We start from the raw sequence: 17,979 nt of genomic DNA, 5'->3' as shown, positions 1-17,979 counted from the left end.
ATGCAGCTGCGAAAAACACTCTTGGTTGGGCTGGTTGCTTCTGTTCTGCTGGCAGGTTGTTCAAGTGAACAGGATACGGTAACAATGTCACCGTTACCGAAGGTTGAAAATCAATTCAAACCTCGTATCGTTTGGGATAAGTCCGTTGGGAGTGGTACGGGGGAGTATTACTCTCATTTATCACCAACCTGGCAGGGTTCAACAGCTTATGTTGCTGACCGTCATGGTGTTGTCAAAGCATTTGATATAGACAGCGGCAAAGAGATATGGGCAACGGATCTGTCAGAAAAAGCAGGTTTATTGTCATCTCGTTTGCCAGCGCTGCTTTCTGGTGGTTTGACTGTATCCGGTGATCGTCTGTATGTTGGAACAGAAAAAGCAAAAATCATCGCGCTGGATGCAACGAACGGTAAGGTTGAATGGGAATCGACGGTTGCTGGCGAAGCGTTGTCCCGTCCTGTAGTGAGTGATGGTTTTGTCTTGATTCATACCGGCAATGGTATGTTGCAGGCATTACACGAAACTGATGGTAATATTGCCTGGTCAGTTAACATGGATACACCTTCATTATCCGTTCGTGGTGAATCCGCTCCTGCCGTAGCCTATGGTGCAGCTATTGTAGGTGGTGACAATGGCCGTATTAGTGCGGTGCTGTTGTCTGAGGGGCAACTAATTTGGCAACAGCGTATTTCTCAGGTAACGGGTTCTACCGAAATAGATCGCTTGAATGATGTCGATATGACTCCGGTCATTTCTGACAATGTTATTTACGCGATTGCTTATAATGGCAATTTGGTGGCAATGGATATGCGTTCAGGCCAAATCATCTGGAAGCGTGATCTGGGATCGGTGCATGATATGGTGGTCACTGACAGCAACATTTTCATTGTTGATCAAGATGATCGTATTTTGTCCCTGCGCAAGAGTGATGGCGTGACATTATGGTCGCAAAATGATCTCTTGCACCGTAACCTGACAGCTCCGGAAATGTACAATGGCTATCTGGTTGTTGGTGATGCTGAAGGTTACTTGCATTGGTTGAATATGGCTGATGGCAAATTTGTGGCGCAGAACAAGGTTGATGGTTCCGGCCTGTTGAGTCGTCCGGTTGTTGCCAGCGATAAACTGATGTTGCAAGCGAAGGACGGGACAGTTTATCTGTATACCCGCTAACTTCAGAGCGTGTTTTAAATAACACGAAATTATACGGCTCCTGGACAATAACAGGGGCCGTTTCGTCTTTTTAGTATCTTTGTATCTTGCTGTGATGAACAATATTGAGATGTCACTTTCAGCAGGGTATCGATTTAAATCTAGTCATGAGGCATCAAGAAAATGATACCTGTTGTTGCGCTGGTTGGGCGCCCCAATGTTGGAAAATCCACCTTATTTAACCGATTAACCCGAACCAGAGATGCGCTGGTAGCGGATTTCCCTGGCTTAACCCGTGATCGTAAGTATGGACGGGCAGAGGTTGAAGGGCAGGAATTCATCATCATTGATACGGGGGGTATCGATGGTACGGAAGAAGGCGTAGAAACGCATATGGCTACGCAATCTCTTATGGCCATAGAAGAGGCAGACATTGTTCTATTTATGGTTGACGCCAGATCGGGATTGATGCCTGCTGACCATTCGATTGCCAAGCATCTGCGTAGTCGTGAAAAAGCAACTTTTTTGGTGGCGAATAAAACCGATGGTATCGATATTGATACCTCTATAGCTGAGTTTTATTCACTAGGTTTAGGGGATGTTTATTCCATCGCAGCTTCTCACGGCCGTGGTGTAACACAATTGATTGAACGTGTGTTGTTGCCGTTTTCTGATAAAGAAGAAACGGAAGAAGACGTTGAATTAACGGAAGAAGAGGCTAACGCAGCTTATTGGGCAGAAATGGAGCAAGCCGAATTGGATGCTTCTGCTGAACAAGAAAAAGAGGAGGAGGCATTTGATCCTACAACTTTGCCTCTGAAACTTGCAATTGTTGGCCGTCCTAATGTGGGTAAATCCACATTAACCAACCGTATTCTGGGTGAAGAGCGTGTTGTCGTTTATGATATGCCTGGTACGACCCGTGACAGCATTTATATTCCCATGGAGCGTGATGGCCGTGAATATATTTTGATTGATACAGCGGGCGTTCGTAAGCGTGGAAAAGTCACTGAAACGGTTGAAAAATTCTCTGTGATTAAAACGCTTCAGGCGATTGAAGATGCCAATGTTGTGTTACTGGTAGTGGATGCTCGTGAAGGGATTTCTGATCAAGATCTCTCTCTGCTTGGTTTTATTCTTAACAGTGGTCGTTCCCTGGTTATTGCCATCAACAAATGGGATGGTATGAATCAGGAAGACAAAGATCACGTTAAGGATATGCTTGAGCTACGTTTGGGTTTTGTTGATTTTGCCCGTATTCACTTTATTTCTGCACTACATGGTAGTGGTGTTGGGAATTTATTTGAGTCAATTCTGGAAGCCTATGAAAGTGCAACTCGCCGCGTTAGTACTTCCTTATTGACCCGTATAATGCGCATGGCAGAAGATGATCACCAGCCGCCAATGATCCGTGGTCGTAGGGTGAAAATGAAATATGCCCATGCAGGTGGATATAACCCACCTATCGTGGTTATCCACGGTAATCAAGTAACAGATTTACCTGATTCCTATAAGCGTTATTTGATGAATTATTTCCGTCGTTCTTTGAAGGTGATGGGAACACCTATCCGCATCCAATTTAAAGAAGGGGCTAATCCTTATGCGGATAAGAAAAATACATTAACAGCAACTCAGCTCCGTAAACGTAAGCGTTTAATGGAACATCTGAAAAAACGGTAATTATTTAAAAATATTGATATAAATAGAGGGCTATTCTTAGCCCTTTATTATTTATGTATTTAAAGAATAATTTAACCATCATAAAACAGAGCAGATAGAAATGATTTTAAAAATTAATCTAATTAGCTTTAAAATCTTTCAAACTTATCAATGGATTTATTGTATATTGAGTTTTATTAATTTAGGTATTTCTTTTTTATTATATTAAAAAGTATATAAATCAGATAGTAACGCTACTTTACTGGTAATGAATAACTATCTTCTGGTTCAGGATTTTTTCTATTTTTATACAATAAAGGATCATCCTCAGAGTTTAAGGCATCTTCTTTGGTTGATTGCTTCATGAGTTTGTTAACATGATCTAATGTTTTCAAAACATACTCTTTGTCATTAGCATCACAGGTTTTTGCAATATACTCCAATAAATAAGGGGGGATTATATTTTGTTTTTTTGCTTTATTGTCAATCATGATAATGCCCTATTTTGTATGTATGTTATGGTGTTGGTGTATATTTGTCCCAATCTGAATAGTAGCCAAACTAACCATGTTAGTCACTACTAAAAATGTAAATTTTTTTATGATATGACTTTTTATGATATGGCATGGAGGGATAAGATGATTAGTTTAATTAAATTAAGAGTAAATATATAAACGTAATCAAGACCTTCCCTGGTCTTGAATGATTAGAGAGGTATTACAACTTTTAGAGTAAAGTTCCGACTTGTTTCCATGAATGAGTCACAATATCTGAAATTTCCTTGCCAAATAATGTGCTAGCATTATCAACGGTTAGCTGTGCAAAATCATTAAAACTGGCTTTGTGGGATAATCGTTTGTCTAATAATGTATTATACCAAATTTTTCCAGCTTGTTCCCAAGAATACCCTCCCAACTCTGTTGCCAATAAATAGAATGCCTTATTAGGAATACCAGAATACTTGTGGACACCTCCATTATCATCTCTGACGGATAAATCTTGATATTGGTCCATATGACCAACTTGATTATCTTTCGGGTTTGCTGTTCCAGGATTTTTGAATGAGCGCAAGGCAACATTAGGATCATTGTCCGGATTAAGTGCAGGGCCAAATATTCCCTGACCTATCAACCAATCAGATTCGTTAGCCTTTTGGTTATTTGCATACTGTTTTACCATAATACCGAATACATCTGAGATCGATTCGTTTAATGCACCCGATTGATAGGCATAGTCAAGATTTGCTTCACTTTCAGTTACTCCATGAGTTAGTTCATGTGCAGTAATGTCAATGCAGGAAGTGAAATAGTTAAAATAAGGGGCATAACCATCACCGAAGACCATTTGATTATTATCCCAAAATGCATTCATATAGTTTTTTTGGTAATGCACAGTAGCAACTAATTTAAGACCCTTGTTATCAATAGAATTACGGCCAAAAATTTCCTGGTAAAATTCATATGTTTTACCAAGATAATTATAAGCCTCAGTAGCTGCAATATCATCAATCACAGCCATGCCTTCGCATAAAATTAATTTATCCCCTGGGTATTGATCATTATATTCAGCATTGTAAATAGTTCTATTTAATTTATTGTCAAAACCTGGCTGATATCCATGAATTAATATATCCATTTCAGCAGAGCTGTTCATTAGATTGTAAACATGATCTAATGTTTTTAATATGTATGCTTTATCGATTTGGCCGCAAATTTTAACAACGTATTCCAATAAATATGGTGGGATGATACCAGATTTATTTAATTTGTCTTGATGATTGCGCATAATGATACCCCCGTTTTTTAGATGTTATGCATATTTTTATCTCTAGGGACTTTAATTAATTATTAATCTAAATGATGATTTTTTCTACTAATGGAAGGTGTTTTTGTTGGGATATAAAATATTAATTTATAAATATGATAAAGGGTTATCCTTAACCCTTTATCATTTATTTCAGGATTATCTTTACGTTACTGCTTAAAATATGAATTAGTATTTTATTAATGGTAATTTAATTATTCTTCGGAAAGTAGAACACCAACTTCTTTCCAACCATGACTAACAATATCTGACGTTTTCTTGTTGAATAATTTTTCAGCATTATCAATCGTCAGTTTGGCAAAATCTTCGAAATCTGCATCTGAAGATAGACGTTTATCCAGTAGCGTTTCATACCAAATTTTTCCTGCTTTTTCCCAGGCATAGCCTCCTAACTCCATCGCCATTAAATAAAATGCCCTGTTAGGAATGCCTGAGTGTATGTGAACGCCGCCATTATCAATGATGAAGGGGAAATCTTCATATTGATCCATATGACCAACTTGCTTATCTCCAGAAAATGCACTTCCGGGGTTAATAAAGGTGCGTAAGCTAACATCGGATTTATTTTCTGGGTTAAATTTTGGTCCCAGTAAACCTTGGCCTAATAGCCAATTGGATTCATCGACTTTTTGGTTATTAACATATTGTTTTACCATAATGCCAAATACGTCTGCGATGGATTCGTTAAGTGCGCCAGACTGATAGACATAATCCAGTCCAGCTTCGCTTTCGATAACACCATGGGTTAACTCATGAGCTATAATATCAATGGCAGAGGTAAAACGATTGAAGTATTTTCCATCACCATCACCAAATACCATTTGTTTTCTGGTCCAGAATGCATTCAGATAATTTTTTCCATAATGTACTGTAGCAACTAACTTGATTCCTTTGTTATCAAGAGAATTGCGACCGAAAACTTTTTTATAGAATTCATGAGTTTTACCAATATACTCATAAGCCTCATTAACTGAATCATCTGAACTCTCTGGCATACCTTCACTGCGAGATAACTCTTCCCCTGGAAATTCCTCTTTATTTTTAGCATCATAGATAGTGCGATGTAGTTTATCGTTCACCTCTTTTTTAGCTTCTTGTTTATCCTGTTGAGAAATAGTTTCTTCAGCAGGAGCATTCATCAATTGATAAACATGACCTAATGTCTTTAATACATATTGATTAGTATATGCATCACAGTCATCAGAGATATGTTCCAGAACAAATGGAGGAATTAAGCTGTATATGTTGGTTTGATTATTGCTCATAATAATACCCTGTTTTGTTGTTAGATGTTGTATTCGTTTTTTCGGGCCCGGAGTGAATACTAGCTGTAATTAATAGGAGAGTCATTAGTGTGAGTATTGACTTTTTATGGCAGGGTATTGCTAATGAAAAATAATAAATGTTTTTATCAGTATTATGATAAATAACCCATCTTTTTCAGATTAAATTTTTTATAAACAAGGAGTAAAACAGGAATAAAGAAATTGTCTTGTATTCCTGTTTTGAATTGTTATACCCAATCTTTTTTTATCAGAAATGAAGTATATAATTCAGATTCAGGAGAGTTTGCTTCTGGGGAGTAGCCATATTCCCAACGTACTAATGGGGGCATGGACATTAATATGGATTCAGTTCTTCCACCGCTTTGCAGGCCAAAAAGCGTTCCCCTGTCCCAAACAAGATTGAATTCAACATAGCGGCTTCGACGATATAATTGGAATTGTCTTTCATGCTCACCCCAGGTTAAATCTTTTCTTCTTTCTACAATAGGTAAATAGGCAGATAGGAATCCATGTCCGACAGCTTGCGTGAAATTAAAGCAGGTATCAAAATCAGGCGTATTCAGGTCGTCATAAAACAAGCCACCAATGCCACGTGGTTCATTACGGTGCTTAATAAAAAAGTAATCATCACACCATTTTTTATATTTAGGATAAATATCATCGCCAAACGGTTGACATAAATTTTTGGCAACGGTGTGCCAATGAATAGCATCTTCTTCGAAACCATAATAAGGCGTGAGATCAAAGCCACCGCCAAACCACCATACAGGAGGTTCACCTTTTTTTTCAGCAATAAAGAAACGTACATTTGCATGGCTGGTTGGGATATAGGGATTAAGTGGATGAATGACAAGAGAAACTCCCATTGCTTGGTAACTGCGACCTGCTAACTCAGGACGATGAGCCGTAGCAGAAGCGGGCATTGAATCTCCGGAAATATGTGAAAAATTCACGCCAGCTTTTTCGAAAACCTTACCTTCCGTCAACACACGGCTTCTTCCGCCACCACCATCTTCTCGTTGCCAGCAATCTTCCATGAAGGTTGATTGACCATCAAGTTGTTCTAACTGCTTGCAGAGGTGATCCTGTAATGAGAGGAAAAAATTCTTAACTTGATATATATTAGGTATATTCATATTTATAATGTAACTAATTGATATTAAATAAATAAACCTCATTTTTTAATGAGATATCTTTTGTTTGTTTATATAATTGTTTATACATAGAACGCTGAACAAACCTATAAACAAAACATAAGATAAGAACAATGTGAGAGAAAAGAAAGAATAAGAGTGAATTTGTGATCAATAAAACGAGGCTAATGTGCTAACCGTTCTGATCTTGTGAAGAAGTTGCGGTTTATCTCGCTGAAAGTTTTTAGGAGGGACAACTACGAATGTTACTGCTAGTGAGAAGATAATCGTTGCGCGACAACGGCTGACGGCGGGTAAGGGTGCAAGGATTGTGGCTGTCCGTCTTTTCCCCAGACTATGACCGCATACGCATTACCATTCAGTAAGCAATGGCGCATCAGTGTTCGCTTAAACTGAAACGGGGTCTGGCAGTCGTTCGGGTATTCATTAAGCAGATAATCTACCGGGTGATCGCTCAACCATTCGCGGGATTCTTTCCCGTGCTGGTGCTGAACCCGATAGAGATAACAGGGCATGGTGGCAATGGCTTCACTAATCACCGTGACGGCATTCATCACGGCAGGTAAACCCTCGGCGGTTGAGGGGGAAACATGCTCGCCGGATTTGGTATTAGACATACCCGCCAGAGAAAGAAACTCATCAATACTGATACTACGAGTCTCAGCGGCTTTACGCTTAAAAGGCCACATAACTACACCTCAGACAGTTGCAGCCAGTAATGACACAAATCCACATCATGGGATTTGAGAGCATTCAAAGAGCGCTTGGCAATCTCAACACCGCTTTCAGGATAGGCGGGCAAACTGGTGATGGTGATTTCCCTCAGTTCCGCTTCTAATACCGTCCTGATATAAGGCTCCTGACCAATATCCCACTGATCTTTTAGCGCCCTGAATCCAAAGGACATACCGGAAATATCACCCCGTTCAACCAGAGTCAGCACATCACGCCCCAATTGCGTATCAGGCGGGGTTAGTTCGAAGCGTAATCCGGTGGCATCTTCGGTCAACTTCAACGTGCCAGATGTAGTACGGCCTAACAGGTTCATGTGATCATGCTCATACAATGCCCTGACATCTGCACTTGCTGTTAAGCTGGCACTAAATGCATTCGGGGCGAACTGTTCGACAAACTCATCCCACAGGATTTGGGATCGGCTGTTCCACTTAATCACATAACCGGTCAGTTTTTTATCACTGGCAGACAGGGAGGCAGTGCGGATTTCAAAATCATTATTCATCTTATGGACTCCAAGGCAGTCAAGGGGCTTTTCGCCCCTCTCGCTTATTTACTGGCTGCTTTCACTTCCAGCACCTTGATGGCGTTGGAGTCCACCAGACCGCCACCTAAGTACTTGTCGGTGTGTACCTTATAGAATCCCGGCTCGGTGATATTGTCGGGACGGGTACGAATACCTGTTTCATGGTCAACAATGAAATAACCGCGTTTGAAGTCACCCAGACCGATCACGCCATCGGGCATAAATTCGAGATAATGGACAGGTAAGCCTAGCAACATATCGGGATCACCCGCTTGTAAACGTTCGCGCCAGATGTAATCCCCATTACCGTTTTTCAGCTTCTGCACTTGGGCGGCGGTCGTGGAGTTCATTACCCACACCGCATTCTTACGGTACTTATTCCTGAGCAGAAATTTCAGGTCAATTAGGCTATCGGCTTCCAGTTTGGCAACTTCCAGCTTTTGCAGCGTACCAAATGCACGTACCTTGTCAGCTTGGGTGTCACGGGGATAAGACAGAAAGCCTTTGGCTTTTTTGCTGCCGTCACCGCTGACAAGATCCGTTTCTTCGGTATCAATGAAGGTATCGGCAATCTCGGCGGTCAGCCAGCCTAAGATATCCACATCGCTAAAGTCGATAATCTCTTGCGTGGTCTTGGGATAGGCGTAGACAGGGAACAACTTAATACTGACTTCTTCCATTTTCGGAGTGGTTGTCTCGCCGCGTGACTTACCTTCTTCGCCGTGTGCCACCGCCGCACCACCGACCGAAACAAGCTGTTTATATTCGTTGCTGCGAGTGGTTTTGATCGTACAGATTTGGCGCATCACTGACTCATCAGCCAATTGCTGCATGATCTGCTTATTCAGTTCGGGGATAACGGTATAGCCGCCCTCTGAGGGGACGCCTGTAGACAAGGTGCGGGTTTCTCCGGTCACAATATAGTGGCGGAGTTCGTCATTGCTGAGTTTTTCATTGGTAGGCTGGTTCTTGGCCTGATTGCGTTCTTCATCCGATAACGCCTCATAACGGGCAATTTCTGCATTCAGGGCATCGGACTGACTGCGCAGCTCGTCGAACTGTTTGGCTTCATCGGGATTGAGTGAGCGTTTTTCGTCTTCGGCTTTGGTGAGCAGCGAACGCATTTGCTGGGTTAAATCGGCTTTCTGTTGGCGTAATTCGAGTAGTTTTTTCATGGTGTTTTTGGAATAGTTATTTTCTTTAAAACACTATTTAACACCGTGAAAAATAATAAAAAAGCCTCTGTGATTTAGAGGCTAAACAAGGGGAAACATGAAGATAAAATATTTACAAAACATTTCATTTACAAAGTAATAAATTTTTTACGTAGGTTGTTGGTGACATCCACGATATTTTATCACATGTCAGATAACCATCATTTTTTAACTTATAGCTAACATAAAAAGAGACAGGTAAGCTGATGATGAATGATAAAATTGCCAACCAAACCATAAAGTTAACAATCACTTTATTAAATTTAGGTTGCCTATTAAAAATAAAGAAAAAAATAGAGCATAATAACGCGTAAAATAATAGAGGTGAAGTCATGACACCAATAACAACAGTGGCAGAAAATGTTATTTCATCTTTCATTAATATTAATGAAACAGCATCGCCAATAACGAAAATAACCGTAAATATTACTAACAATAATAATATTAGCACACCTAATGCTTGGAGGTATTTACTATTCACCTAAACCTTCCTAATTCATTAAAAAAATGCTGTAAATCCGCTTCCGGTGTTCTTGGTTTTCTTTTCATTTCTTCTTTCAAAAGTGCTATTAATTTTTCACTTATCCCATATTGCTTATCAAGAGTATCTAAAATATAAGCCGCTAGAACTCCAACAGCTAAAACTATCAGAGCAACGGCAATAATACTTCCACCTAAAAATGCAGTGGCAGTTAAAAGTGATCCTACAACCCAGGAGGAAGCAGCAATAATAGCAGTTTTAGCCATATCCATGGTTACATTTCCAAGAAAATCGGCTAGCGTATATTCATCCTTAAAAATACTTTCTATTACTCGATATCCAATAGAAAAAATGATGGAGAATCTAACTCCTTGAACAACGCTTGCATTAAGACCCTGCTGCCCAATTCCCATTCCAAGCATTTGGGGATTTTGGGCACGATATCGTGTCCCCATGATACGATTCCGAAGACCTGCATGCCCTGATATGTGAATATACCTTTCCCCATTTTTTCCTACATGTTCTACCGCTTTAATGCTTAAGCTCTTAAATTCTCGAACAACATCATGGAATCCACGTGAATCATAGATGTTTCCTGCGTAGGTAGATATGGGATCAGTGACAGAAAATACACGCGCCATAGGATCTTTTTTCTTGTTTCCTGCGTCCACACCTCTTGCAAATGCTTCTTCATAACTTAGGTGTGTTTCGTTCATACCTCTTGCAAATGCTTCTCCATGATTTGGACTTTGTGGACGGCGGGGACTGATATCCTCAATAATGCTTTGAGCTTCTGATAATGTGAGAACAAAGTGATACTGGGTATTATCCCTCAATACTTTTTCTAGACCAATAGCATCAAAAAATTCATGTTGAGGCTTTAGCTGATTAATTCCCACATTCCCCCTTAAAACATCCCCCATATAGCCATCCCAAGTGGGATTATATTTCTTATGTGTCATTCCTCAATTCTCCGTAGCACTCAATATCAAATTAATAATTGATTGACTTGTGTCAAGATTTCCGATGTAGCATCAATTAAGCAGGATATAACAACAATGCTTACCCATTCCAGCATGGAAAAGATCCTCCTTTAAATTTGTGATGAATCTCTATTCTTAAGCAAAATCAGACAATTACTTAATTTTAATTTCAGTCATACCATAATAAAAAAATTATGCACTAAATTTATTATCCCAGACTCATCCGGCTTTTATTTGCCTGCCAGAGATACCCCCTATAAATCTTTTTTCTCCTCTCAGTTATGCACCCTCTGCACATTCCCCTGAAAGCCTTGCTACATCTGGGTTTTTGGCAATTAATATAATATTCATTAACTGTAACCCCTATTCACCCCTTTTTTATCCTAATGAAGAGAATGTATATTTGATGTATAGCTAAGAAATAACTATACCTCTATTATTTTCCTTTAAATACAGATAGATATTTAAAATGATGTAGGGGATGCAGACTAAAACATAAAAAGTTTATTGAGGGGATTTAAATCCTCCACACTCAGGCACAGACGGCAGCCACTCTTCGGCCTCCTCTGATAACTCAACGTTATAAGAGTAACCTTTCTTGGTTCGCACTTTCCGATACTCCTTTTTGTATTCCATCATAATTTTAGGCAGTGATTCGCCGAACTTGGTCAGTGTAAGCGGGCGTTCAAAGCCGTGTGCTTCCATAAAAGAGAGGTAAGCGTGATACAAATACAGCCTCGGTGCGCGTGGGCTGATGTTCTTATTACCCATCTTCATCCCAGTAGCCTCATTGACGGTTACCAGATAACCGCAGAAACGATACAACGGATCGGAATTGCTTTTCACCGTTAATGCTTCGTTAGAATCGCGTTGTGCCTGTAGCAGCTTTTTAGCTTTGTTCTGGTCGGCAAATTCGTTTAATAAATGGCGAATAATAACGGGCAGTTCCCGACGGATTTTCTCCGGCAAGTGTGGATCTTTCTCTGACTCTTTGACCGGAATGTTAAACGGGAATATCACCCGCCGCCGTGCTATGCTGCCGTTGCGTTCGGTGAAGCTCATCGGTTCATTATTGGTGGCTAGTACCACGGCTTTAATCACAGTTGAGAACTGTTTCTCATATTTTCCGTCTACTTCAATCAGGTCGCCGCCTGTCACCGCCTTAATGCCTGCGCCCTCACCGACATATTTAACCTGATCGGGCAGCGTAATCAGGCTTTTCCCAACGAATTGATAGCGGCCTCTGGCTTCGTCCAGCGCTCGCATGTTGCCACTGGCGGTATTGTGCTCCCCTGCTAATAAGGTTGCAATATAGGTAAAGATGCTTTTACCGCTGCCACCTTCGCCCGTCACTTCAATAAATAGCTGCCAGTCATAGCGGTTTGCCAGAATCATAAACAAGGCCGCTTTGATGCGATTCATTTTGTTTTCATTGCTTCCTGCCGCATGAGATAACCAGCGGTAAAAATCTGGGGCATGATCCGGCAAATTTTCACCGACAGCAGGCGGGGTGAATGCAATGCCGTTATGGTTCATTAACCAGTGTTCCGACTGATGAGGAGTAAATTGTTGTGTCGATAATTCATACACTCCATTACGAAACCCGATTAAATCCTGCCGCTGCTCGCCGATAACAGGCACTTGTAATTTCATGGCATAGATAGCGTTATTGATCCCGTTCGGGCTGTAAGGAGTTTCGTGCTGGTCAAAGATTGCCACCATTGCGCGGCGCAGCTCATTATCCGACACGGTTTCCCATGTTGTACCGTTATAGTGGTAAACCATTTCACTATCAGGATTAACTGCCACTTTACTGTATCGCTCAACCAATAGCGCCCCGCGCTGACTGGCTGCCATTTGTGCCAGATTGTTATTGGCCTTTTTGGGCTTTGTTTCGTGGATAATCACCGCTTCTGCTTCCATGAGTTTTTGCTCCCCAACCTGATATAACCCGTTGCTGAATGCCTGCTTTGCCATCTTAATGCCGTAGCGCTGGCGATAATCGTCCCAATCAGATTTTAATTCCGTAGGCGGTAACGTTACCCAGCCGTTAATCGCTATAGAGGCTTTTTCTGCCGCTATCTTGCCGACATTCTTTTTTAACCTACCATTTTTGTCCCGCTCTTCCGGTTCGTGCCAATCGTTATCAGCAGCAAGGATGATTTTTGCGTTGGGCCACTGTGTTCTGAACTGTTCGGCAACCGTGAGTAAATTACTTTCATCAATGGCCGCCAGCACAACGCCTTTATGTAACTGCCTGACCGTTAAAGCGGTGGCGTAACCTTCGGTGATAATGAAAATGTCCGGCGTTCCGGTAATTTTGGATATGGGGATAAAACTGCCTTTCTTCTGCGTACCTGCAACAAGGCGTTTTTCACCGTTCGGCTTGATGGTTTGTGCGCCCGTGATTGTGCCATCCAGCGTTTGAGTCACCAGCAGCAACGAACCATCTTTTAATAACCGCTGATTGGGGCATTGCAGCCCCTTTTTCAGCAGATATTGAGATTCGCCCTTAACAGCGGTGGCAACCAGTGCCATGATGCGTTCAGCAATAGGTTTTGCTGCTCTAGATTGTTCTTTGGCGATCTTGGGTTCCGGCAAAGGCATTGCCAGCACATCCGCCACCAGCTTAGCCGCGGCAAAGACGGTGATCCCTTTGGTTCTTGCCACCAAATCCAACCCATCACCGTGATTCGGCTCATCGCACTGGCGACAATGCCAGTCGCCGTTATGGTTATCATCGATAAAGTGAAAACGGTCAGTTCCGCCGCATATCGGGCAAGCACCATGCTTTCCCTTGGCGGGAATATCAACGCCACAAGCGGGTAACAGGTTTTGCCAATAATTGGCGGCGGATTGCTTCACTGCACGAATAACATCTAACGGACCGGCTTTTTTGAATATTATTTCCCTGACTCATGATCACTTGTCCTCGCCATTAACAGCCGCATAAAGCGAATAGTAAACTTCCTGATTGATATCACAGGCCAGTGAAAGCAAATCATGTAATTCTTCGGAACAGTGCTGGCTAGACTGTTCAAGAATGATCTCATATAAAGAGATGCATAAACCCGCCCGAAACGCGGCCTGATCTAATGGGTCGGATTTCCTATACACAACGCAATTTAATAATTTATTCACAAGAGGCTGTGGAGAATGTTTCAACAAAGCTCGGTGAACCTCCTGATGAATATCGCCCGCCAGTGCAATCAGATTATTTAAGTTGATTTCGCATTCATCTTTGGCTTTTTTGGTAATAAATGTGAAGAGTGAAACACCCAGACTTGCGCGATATAGCGCCTGTTTTAATGAGATAGGTTTATTACTCATGGTGTATCTCCTGACGTGATACGAAGATCAGTGAGGACATACCAGCCAGCCGCTGAGTGCCGGATGCAATTAGGAATGTAAATTTTAGGCGAGTTTGGTTAGACTGTATGTCAGCCATAGCATTAGCTCCGATAATGTTGTGGTTAGACGCCTCGATAGTGTTACCGCACTTCGGGGCGTCGCTGTTTTTGTTCCTTGAATGATTCAAGGTGTCAGCCACCATGTTATTTTTAAGTGTCAGCCACGTCAATCCTTTTTCATGAAAATTTTTTGTGTATACTGTCAGCCACCAACTACTAATGGATACAGATATGGCAACGAAAGCAATAAATGCAAAGTCAAAAAAATTAGAAGCACGTGTACCGCATGAACTTGTTGACTCAATGGAAAAACTTAAAGAAGAGGGTGAAAGTACCGCACAATTTATAATTTCGGCTATGACAGGTGAAATTAAACGCCGCCAGCGCAAATCCAAAGCATCATCTGAGCAAGAATAATCAATTAACCCTCTAAAAGAGGGTTGTCTCTCAAATTGATGGCTGCTTAATCTTAAAGAACCTCTATAGCTAGTACTTACCATTAATCCACTGATTCCCAAAAATTAAGCTGATTTTAGAGTGAGTTAGATCGCAACCAATTAAGGTTGTTAATTTTTCCATGATGTTATTCTTTAATTGGTACGTTTACGGCTATACGGGTTATTTACGTTTTCTACTGTGGGCGGATTACGTACCCAATGCAGCAAATCACTGAGCAACCAAGCACAGGAATTGCGACCTAATGGCTTACGGGCAGGGAAACGGCCTTCATTTTCCAGTTTCCATGCTGACGTTCTGGAAATAGAGGTGATGTGCTGGCGTTCTTTTTCACGGATAAGACGATCATAAGGTTCACCATATTCGGAAAGGATGGAGCGACGTTCTTCTGGTATAGGAGTGCTGTATTGCATGATTATGTTACCCTCACTGTTTAATTGTTTTTGTGAGGGTATTTTACTTAATAGAAATTATTACGAAAGAAAGCCACATTTGTTACGTATATATCACAATGATCATGTTCATCATCAAACTCATTAGTTCCCATTATTGAGCTGTTTTTAATATAACCACGTTATCATGATTACCCGCTAATAGATCCAGTCGCTCGCACCACTGGTTTAAAGCAACTCGTTTCTCTGGTAGGTATTGGCTCTTGTTGTATATCGCCATGACGCTCGGCAAGATATGACCTAAAAGTTGATCTACGATATGTGGAGCTACTTTCATATCATTTAATTTTGTGGAAAAAGTACGCCTTAAATCATGCAGAGACCATTTATCTACATGGCCTAATCTTCTCCATATCTTCGTTCCATACTCAGATACTGTTTCGGTGCTTTTAAGTTCTCCTAATAGATAATCATTTTTATTATTTTGATAAACAAGATTTTCTAAGAATGATTTCATACGCTCAGGTATCGGGCGAATAATTCTTTCACTTGTCTTGCTATTTTCTTTTGGGACAGTCCATAACATAGAATTCAAATTCCATTCTGAACATTTAGATAATCTGATCTCTCTCGTCCGGCAACCAAATACAATCAAAATTTTCAATAAATTATTATAATAGGGCAGGTAGCTTCCTGATCTTATAGATTCCCATAATTGACCAAGTTCATTATCTTCTAAATAACGCTGGCCTTTAGTTTGTTTTTTTCCGACATCAGAAATAGTCAAATCATCCAATACATGGCTAATTGCATATCTTCTTACACGGCAAAATCTTAGAGATTGTTTGCATAATTGAAGCATCCCGCCAGCAGCCACAGGAGCTTCCTTTTTCATTTTATCAAAGCATTGTAGCCAATATGTTATTTCACAGTCAGATAATGCCATTTCACCAATATAGAGATAAATATGCTTTTCTAATTGGCGAATGAGGGCATCAATATTGGCTCGATTGTCTCTGCCATAGTGTTCGATCCAATACTCAATGGCGTCTTTTACGGTGACTGGTTTTAATGATTCCTGCATCGTTAAATTAAATTGCAGCTTTGGATCTTTACCGGATGCCAACCAGTTACGGCATTTATCCCGTGTTTCACGGGCTTGCTTGAGGGACATATCAGGGTAGCGCCCAATGGTGAGACGGTTTAACTTTTTACCATCAAGTCGGTAGGTAAAGACCCAACTAATACCACCAACTTTAGATGCTTTTGCACTCAATCCAGCGCCATCGGCAAAAAATTCAATCTTATTCCTTTCTTTTCCGTGTAGGGTTTTAAGTTTTTTATCACTGAGCTTGTTTAATTCGGCAGCCATGATCATTAAAGATATTTATATAATTGTTTATACATAGTGTGCTGCAAGAGAGGTAAAACGTCAATAAGCACTGGAACAATATACAGGTAGATAAATAATTAATCATTTGATTTTAAAATAAAAACAATAATCATAGACAAACATCGAAACATTAAACTAATATATATTAGGTATATTCATTTCTGCTTTCATTTTGGTTAGTTTATAAAGATATGCAGTATACCTGCTAGTACCAATAAACGCATTTTCATATTGATTCCAAAATAAAAGCAGTGATAATTAACATTGATTCAACTGCTTATTAAATAGGCTTACTAACTATGGAAATTCGGGTATTTCGGCAAGACGACTTTGAAGCCGTTATCACACTTTGGGAACGTTGTGATTTGATTAACTCTGGTGATGATCCAGAAATAGATATTGAGCGTAAACTTACTCATGACGCTGATTTATTTCTGGTTGCTGAAGTTGCGGGAGAAGTGGTTGGTACAGTTATGGGCGGTTATGATGGACATCGTGGTCATGCCTATTATCTGGGAGTGCATCCTGAATTCAGAGGCAGGGGAATAGCCAATGCATTGATCTCCCGCTTGGAAAAGAAATTATTGGCCAGAGGTTGCCCCAGTATTTTGATTGTGGTTCCAGAAGAAAATGATGCAACAATCTGCATGTGTGAAAAAATGGAATATGATTATTTGGGCCAAGAAAATGTCATGTTTAGCAAGCGATTGATTATTGATTAAATGAATCGTTAGATAAATATACAAGCCATGAAATGGCTGAATGGAATCATACTATTTATATACCTCTCTATTTAGCCATTATCTTTTTGAATCATTACTTTTTTGATGAAGCATGAATAGAGTGTACCCATCTTCTCATATATTTGTTTTTTATAACAAGAAGATCTTTTGACATTACCGGCTTTTCATTGTCAATGTAAAGTATCACTTTAATATTCCCATTCTCATCCTTAGATAGAAAATAATGCTCAGGTATAGAGTATGTGGACTTTCCTTTTAATACAATCCAGTCAGAAGGCTGTTGATAATTAACATGATATTGATAAGGAGTATTCATTATTTCTCTCTTGGGTTATATCACCTAGCCAATGAGCCATAACAGGGAAATATGAAAATAATCATTGGCAGTCAGGTACGGATGAAGATTTAAAATACTATTTGACCATACAGTTTATCTTATAAATAGATGTGCAATACTTGATAAATAACATCTTTTAAACATAATTTTGATGTTTCTGTTGATGAATGGTTTGTATATTTACAATTGAATGTTTTTTTTAGAATGTGGTCTGATAGATATCAAATGACAACG

Annotated in this window: 18 protein-coding genes and 1 pseudogene; 4 read left to right on the top strand and 15 right to left on the bottom strand. The window is 40.2% G+C overall.

Annotated elements, in window-relative coordinates:
• Entirely contained in the window at nt 1–1,173 is a 1,173-nt protein-coding gene (bamB, locus tag Xets_RS04920) for an outer membrane protein assembly factor BamB (RefSeq protein WP_099132092.1), read from the top strand.
• A 162-nt stretch (nt 1,174–1,335) separates the two neighbouring features.
• On the top strand, nt 1,336–2,832 hold the full coding sequence (der, locus tag Xets_RS04915; protein WP_099132091.1) for a ribosome biogenesis GTPase Der: 1,497 nt from the start codon (nt 1,336–1,338) through the stop codon (nt 2,830–2,832).
• 233 nt (nt 2,833–3,065) lie between these two features.
• Here der and Xets_RS04910 read toward each other — a convergent pair whose 3' ends face one another.
• The 12 genes and pseudogenes from Xets_RS04910 to Xets_RS23645 all read right to left on the bottom strand — a co-directional run bounded on the left by Xets_RS04910 (nt 3,066) and on the right by Xets_RS23645 (nt 14,462).
• Nucleotides 3,066–3,302 (bottom strand): protealysin propeptide domain-containing protein, encoded by a 237-nt coding sequence (locus Xets_RS04910; RefSeq protein ID WP_099132090.1) that lies wholly within the window; start codon nt 3,300–3,302, stop codon nt 3,066–3,068.
• Between the two features lie 235 nt (nt 3,303–3,537).
• A complete protein-coding gene (locus Xets_RS04905; protein WP_099132089.1) occupies nt 3,538–4,596 on the bottom strand; it encodes a M4 family metallopeptidase in 1,059 nt (352 codons plus the stop codon).
• 233 nt (nt 4,597–4,829) lie between these two features.
• Nucleotides 4,830–5,900, bottom strand: a complete 1,071-nt coding sequence (locus Xets_RS04900) for a M4 family metallopeptidase (protein WP_187651241.1) — start codon at nt 5,898–5,900, stop codon at nt 4,830–4,832.
• 248 nt (nt 5,901–6,148) lie between these two features.
• A complete protein-coding gene (hemF, locus tag Xets_RS04895; RefSeq protein ID WP_187651281.1) occupies nt 6,149–7,057 on the bottom strand; it encodes an oxygen-dependent coproporphyrinogen oxidase in 909 nt (302 codons plus the stop codon).
• Nucleotides 7,058–7,329: 272 nt separating this feature from the next.
• Nucleotides 7,330–7,764 (bottom strand): annotated as a pseudogene (locus Xets_RS04890) (phage portal protein); the annotation flags it as partial.
• Between the two features lie 2 nt (nt 7,765–7,766).
• Entirely contained in the window at nt 7,767–8,315 is a 549-nt protein-coding gene (locus tag Xets_RS04885) for an HK97 family phage prohead protease (protein ID WP_099132086.1), read from the bottom strand.
• Between the two features lie 44 nt (nt 8,316–8,359).
• Complete coding sequence (locus Xets_RS04880) at nt 8,360–9,511, bottom strand: phage major capsid protein (protein ID WP_187651240.1); 1,152 nt, start codon at nt 9,509–9,511, stop codon at nt 8,360–8,362.
• Between the two features lie 124 nt (nt 9,512–9,635).
• Nucleotides 9,636–10,031, bottom strand: coding sequence for a DUF1240 domain-containing protein (locus Xets_RS04875; protein WP_099132084.1), 396 nt, complete (start codon nt 10,029–10,031; stop codon nt 9,636–9,638).
• Nucleotides 10,028–10,993 (bottom strand): hypothetical protein, encoded by a 966-nt coding sequence (locus tag Xets_RS04870; RefSeq protein ID WP_187651239.1) that lies wholly within the window; start codon nt 10,991–10,993, stop codon nt 10,028–10,030. The genes Xets_RS04875 and Xets_RS04870 overlap by 4 nt, the downstream gene beginning before the upstream one ends.
• Nucleotides 10,994–11,518: 525 nt before the next feature.
• Entirely contained in the window at nt 11,519–13,888 is a 2,370-nt protein-coding gene (locus Xets_RS04865; RefSeq protein ID WP_370588206.1) for a primase-like DNA-binding domain-containing protein, read from the bottom strand.
• Between the two features lie 48 nt (nt 13,889–13,936).
• A complete protein-coding gene (locus Xets_RS04860; RefSeq protein ID WP_099132081.1) occupies nt 13,937–14,344 on the bottom strand; it encodes a hypothetical protein in 408 nt (135 codons plus the stop codon).
• Nucleotides 14,337–14,462, bottom strand: a complete 126-nt coding sequence (locus Xets_RS23645) for a hypothetical protein (RefSeq protein ID WP_255430562.1) — start codon at nt 14,460–14,462, stop codon at nt 14,337–14,339. Before Xets_RS23645 ends, Xets_RS04860 begins: the two co-directional genes overlap by 8 nt.
• Before the next feature lie 193 nt (nt 14,463–14,655).
• Between Xets_RS23645 and Xets_RS04855 the strand changes: the two genes are divergently transcribed.
• On the top strand, nt 14,656–14,841 hold the full coding sequence (locus Xets_RS04855; protein ID WP_038205529.1) for a YlcI/YnfO family protein: 186 nt from the start codon (nt 14,656–14,658) through the stop codon (nt 14,839–14,841).
• 173 nt (nt 14,842–15,014) lie between these two features.
• Here Xets_RS04855 and Xets_RS04850 read toward each other — a convergent pair whose 3' ends face one another.
• Together Xets_RS04850 and Xets_RS04845 are read right to left on the bottom strand one after the other, a co-directional pair.
• Nucleotides 15,015–15,293, bottom strand: a complete 279-nt coding sequence (locus tag Xets_RS04850; protein WP_187651238.1) for an AlpA family transcriptional regulator — start codon at nt 15,291–15,293, stop codon at nt 15,015–15,017.
• 133 nt (nt 15,294–15,426) lie between these two features.
• Nucleotides 15,427–16,644 (bottom strand): site-specific integrase, encoded by a 1,218-nt coding sequence (locus Xets_RS04845; RefSeq protein WP_187651279.1) that lies wholly within the window; start codon nt 16,642–16,644, stop codon nt 15,427–15,429.
• A gap of 320 nt (nt 16,645–16,964) precedes the next feature.
• On the opposite strand from Xets_RS04845, the gene Xets_RS04840 reads away from it, so the two are divergent.
• The gene (locus Xets_RS04840) at nt 16,965–17,387 is read left to right on the top strand and encodes a GNAT family acetyltransferase (RefSeq protein ID WP_074019750.1); all 423 of its coding nucleotides are present in this window, start codon (nt 16,965–16,967) and stop codon (nt 17,385–17,387) included.
• Nucleotides 17,388–17,481: 94 nt separating this feature from the next.
• Here the strand turns inward: Xets_RS04840 and Xets_RS04835 are convergent, their stop codons facing one another.
• Nucleotides 17,482–17,724 carry a hypothetical protein gene (locus Xets_RS04835; protein ID WP_099132078.1) on the bottom strand — a complete coding sequence of 81 codons (243 nt, stop codon included), beginning with the start codon at nt 17,722–17,724 and terminating at the stop codon, nt 17,482–17,484.
• Nucleotides 17,725–17,979 lie beyond the last annotated feature (255 nt).

Origin of the sequence: Xenorhabdus sp. TS4 (genome assembly GCF_014467265.1) — a bacterium.
In the GTDB taxonomy this organism is placed as follows: domain Bacteria; phylum Pseudomonadota; class Gammaproteobacteria; order Enterobacterales; family Enterobacteriaceae; genus Xenorhabdus; species Xenorhabdus ehlersii.
This window is presented reverse-complemented; position numbering and strand designations above follow the sequence as displayed.

Excerpts from the sequence above, each read along its gene's own strand:
- bamB (WP_099132092.1), top strand. The coding sequence starts at position 1 with ATGCAGCTGCGAAAAACACTCTTGGTTGGGCTGGTTGCTTCTGTTCTG.
- der (WP_099132091.1), top strand. The coding sequence starts at position 1,336 with ATGATACCTGTTGTTGCGCTGGTTGGGCGCCCCAATGTTGGAAAATCC.
- Xets_RS04910 (WP_099132090.1), bottom strand. The coding sequence starts at position 3,302 with ATGATTGACAATAAAGCAAAAAAACAAAATATAATCCCCCCTTATTTA.
- Xets_RS04905 (WP_099132089.1), bottom strand. The coding sequence starts at position 4,596 with ATGCGCAATCATCAAGACAAATTAAATAAATCTGGTATCATCCCACCA.
- Xets_RS04900 (WP_187651241.1), bottom strand. The coding sequence starts at position 5,900 with ATGAGCAATAATCAAACCAACATATACAGCTTAATTCCTCCATTTGTT.
- hemF (WP_187651281.1), bottom strand. The coding sequence starts at position 7,057 with ATGAATATACCTAATATATATCAAGTTAAGAATTTTTTCCTCTCATTA.
- Xets_RS04885 (WP_099132086.1), bottom strand. The coding sequence starts at position 8,315 with ATGAATAATGATTTTGAAATCCGCACTGCCTCCCTGTCTGCCAGTGAT.
- Xets_RS04880 (WP_187651240.1), bottom strand. The coding sequence starts at position 9,511 with ATGAAAAAACTACTCGAATTACGCCAACAGAAAGCCGATTTAACCCAG.
- Xets_RS04870 (WP_187651239.1), bottom strand. The coding sequence starts at position 10,993 with ATGACACATAAGAAATATAATCCCACTTGGGATGGCTATATGGGGGAT.
- Xets_RS04860 (WP_099132081.1), bottom strand. The coding sequence starts at position 14,344 with ATGAGTAATAAACCTATCTCATTAAAACAGGCGCTATATCGCGCAAGT.
- Xets_RS23645 (WP_255430562.1), bottom strand. The coding sequence starts at position 14,462 with ATGGCTGACATACAGTCTAACCAAACTCGCCTAAAATTTACATTCCTA.
- Xets_RS04855 (WP_038205529.1), top strand. The coding sequence starts at position 14,656 with ATGGCAACGAAAGCAATAAATGCAAAGTCAAAAAAATTAGAAGCACGT.
- Xets_RS04850 (WP_187651238.1), bottom strand. The coding sequence starts at position 15,293 with ATGCAATACAGCACTCCTATACCAGAAGAACGTCGCTCCATCCTTTCC.
- Xets_RS04845 (WP_187651279.1), bottom strand. The coding sequence starts at position 16,644 with ATGGCTGCCGAATTAAACAAGCTCAGTGATAAAAAACTTAAAACCCTA.
- Xets_RS04840 (WP_074019750.1), top strand. The coding sequence starts at position 16,965 with ATGGAAATTCGGGTATTTCGGCAAGACGACTTTGAAGCCGTTATCACA.
- Xets_RS04835 (WP_099132078.1), bottom strand. The coding sequence starts at position 17,724 with ATGAATACTCCTTATCAATATCATGTTAATTATCAACAGCCTTCTGAC.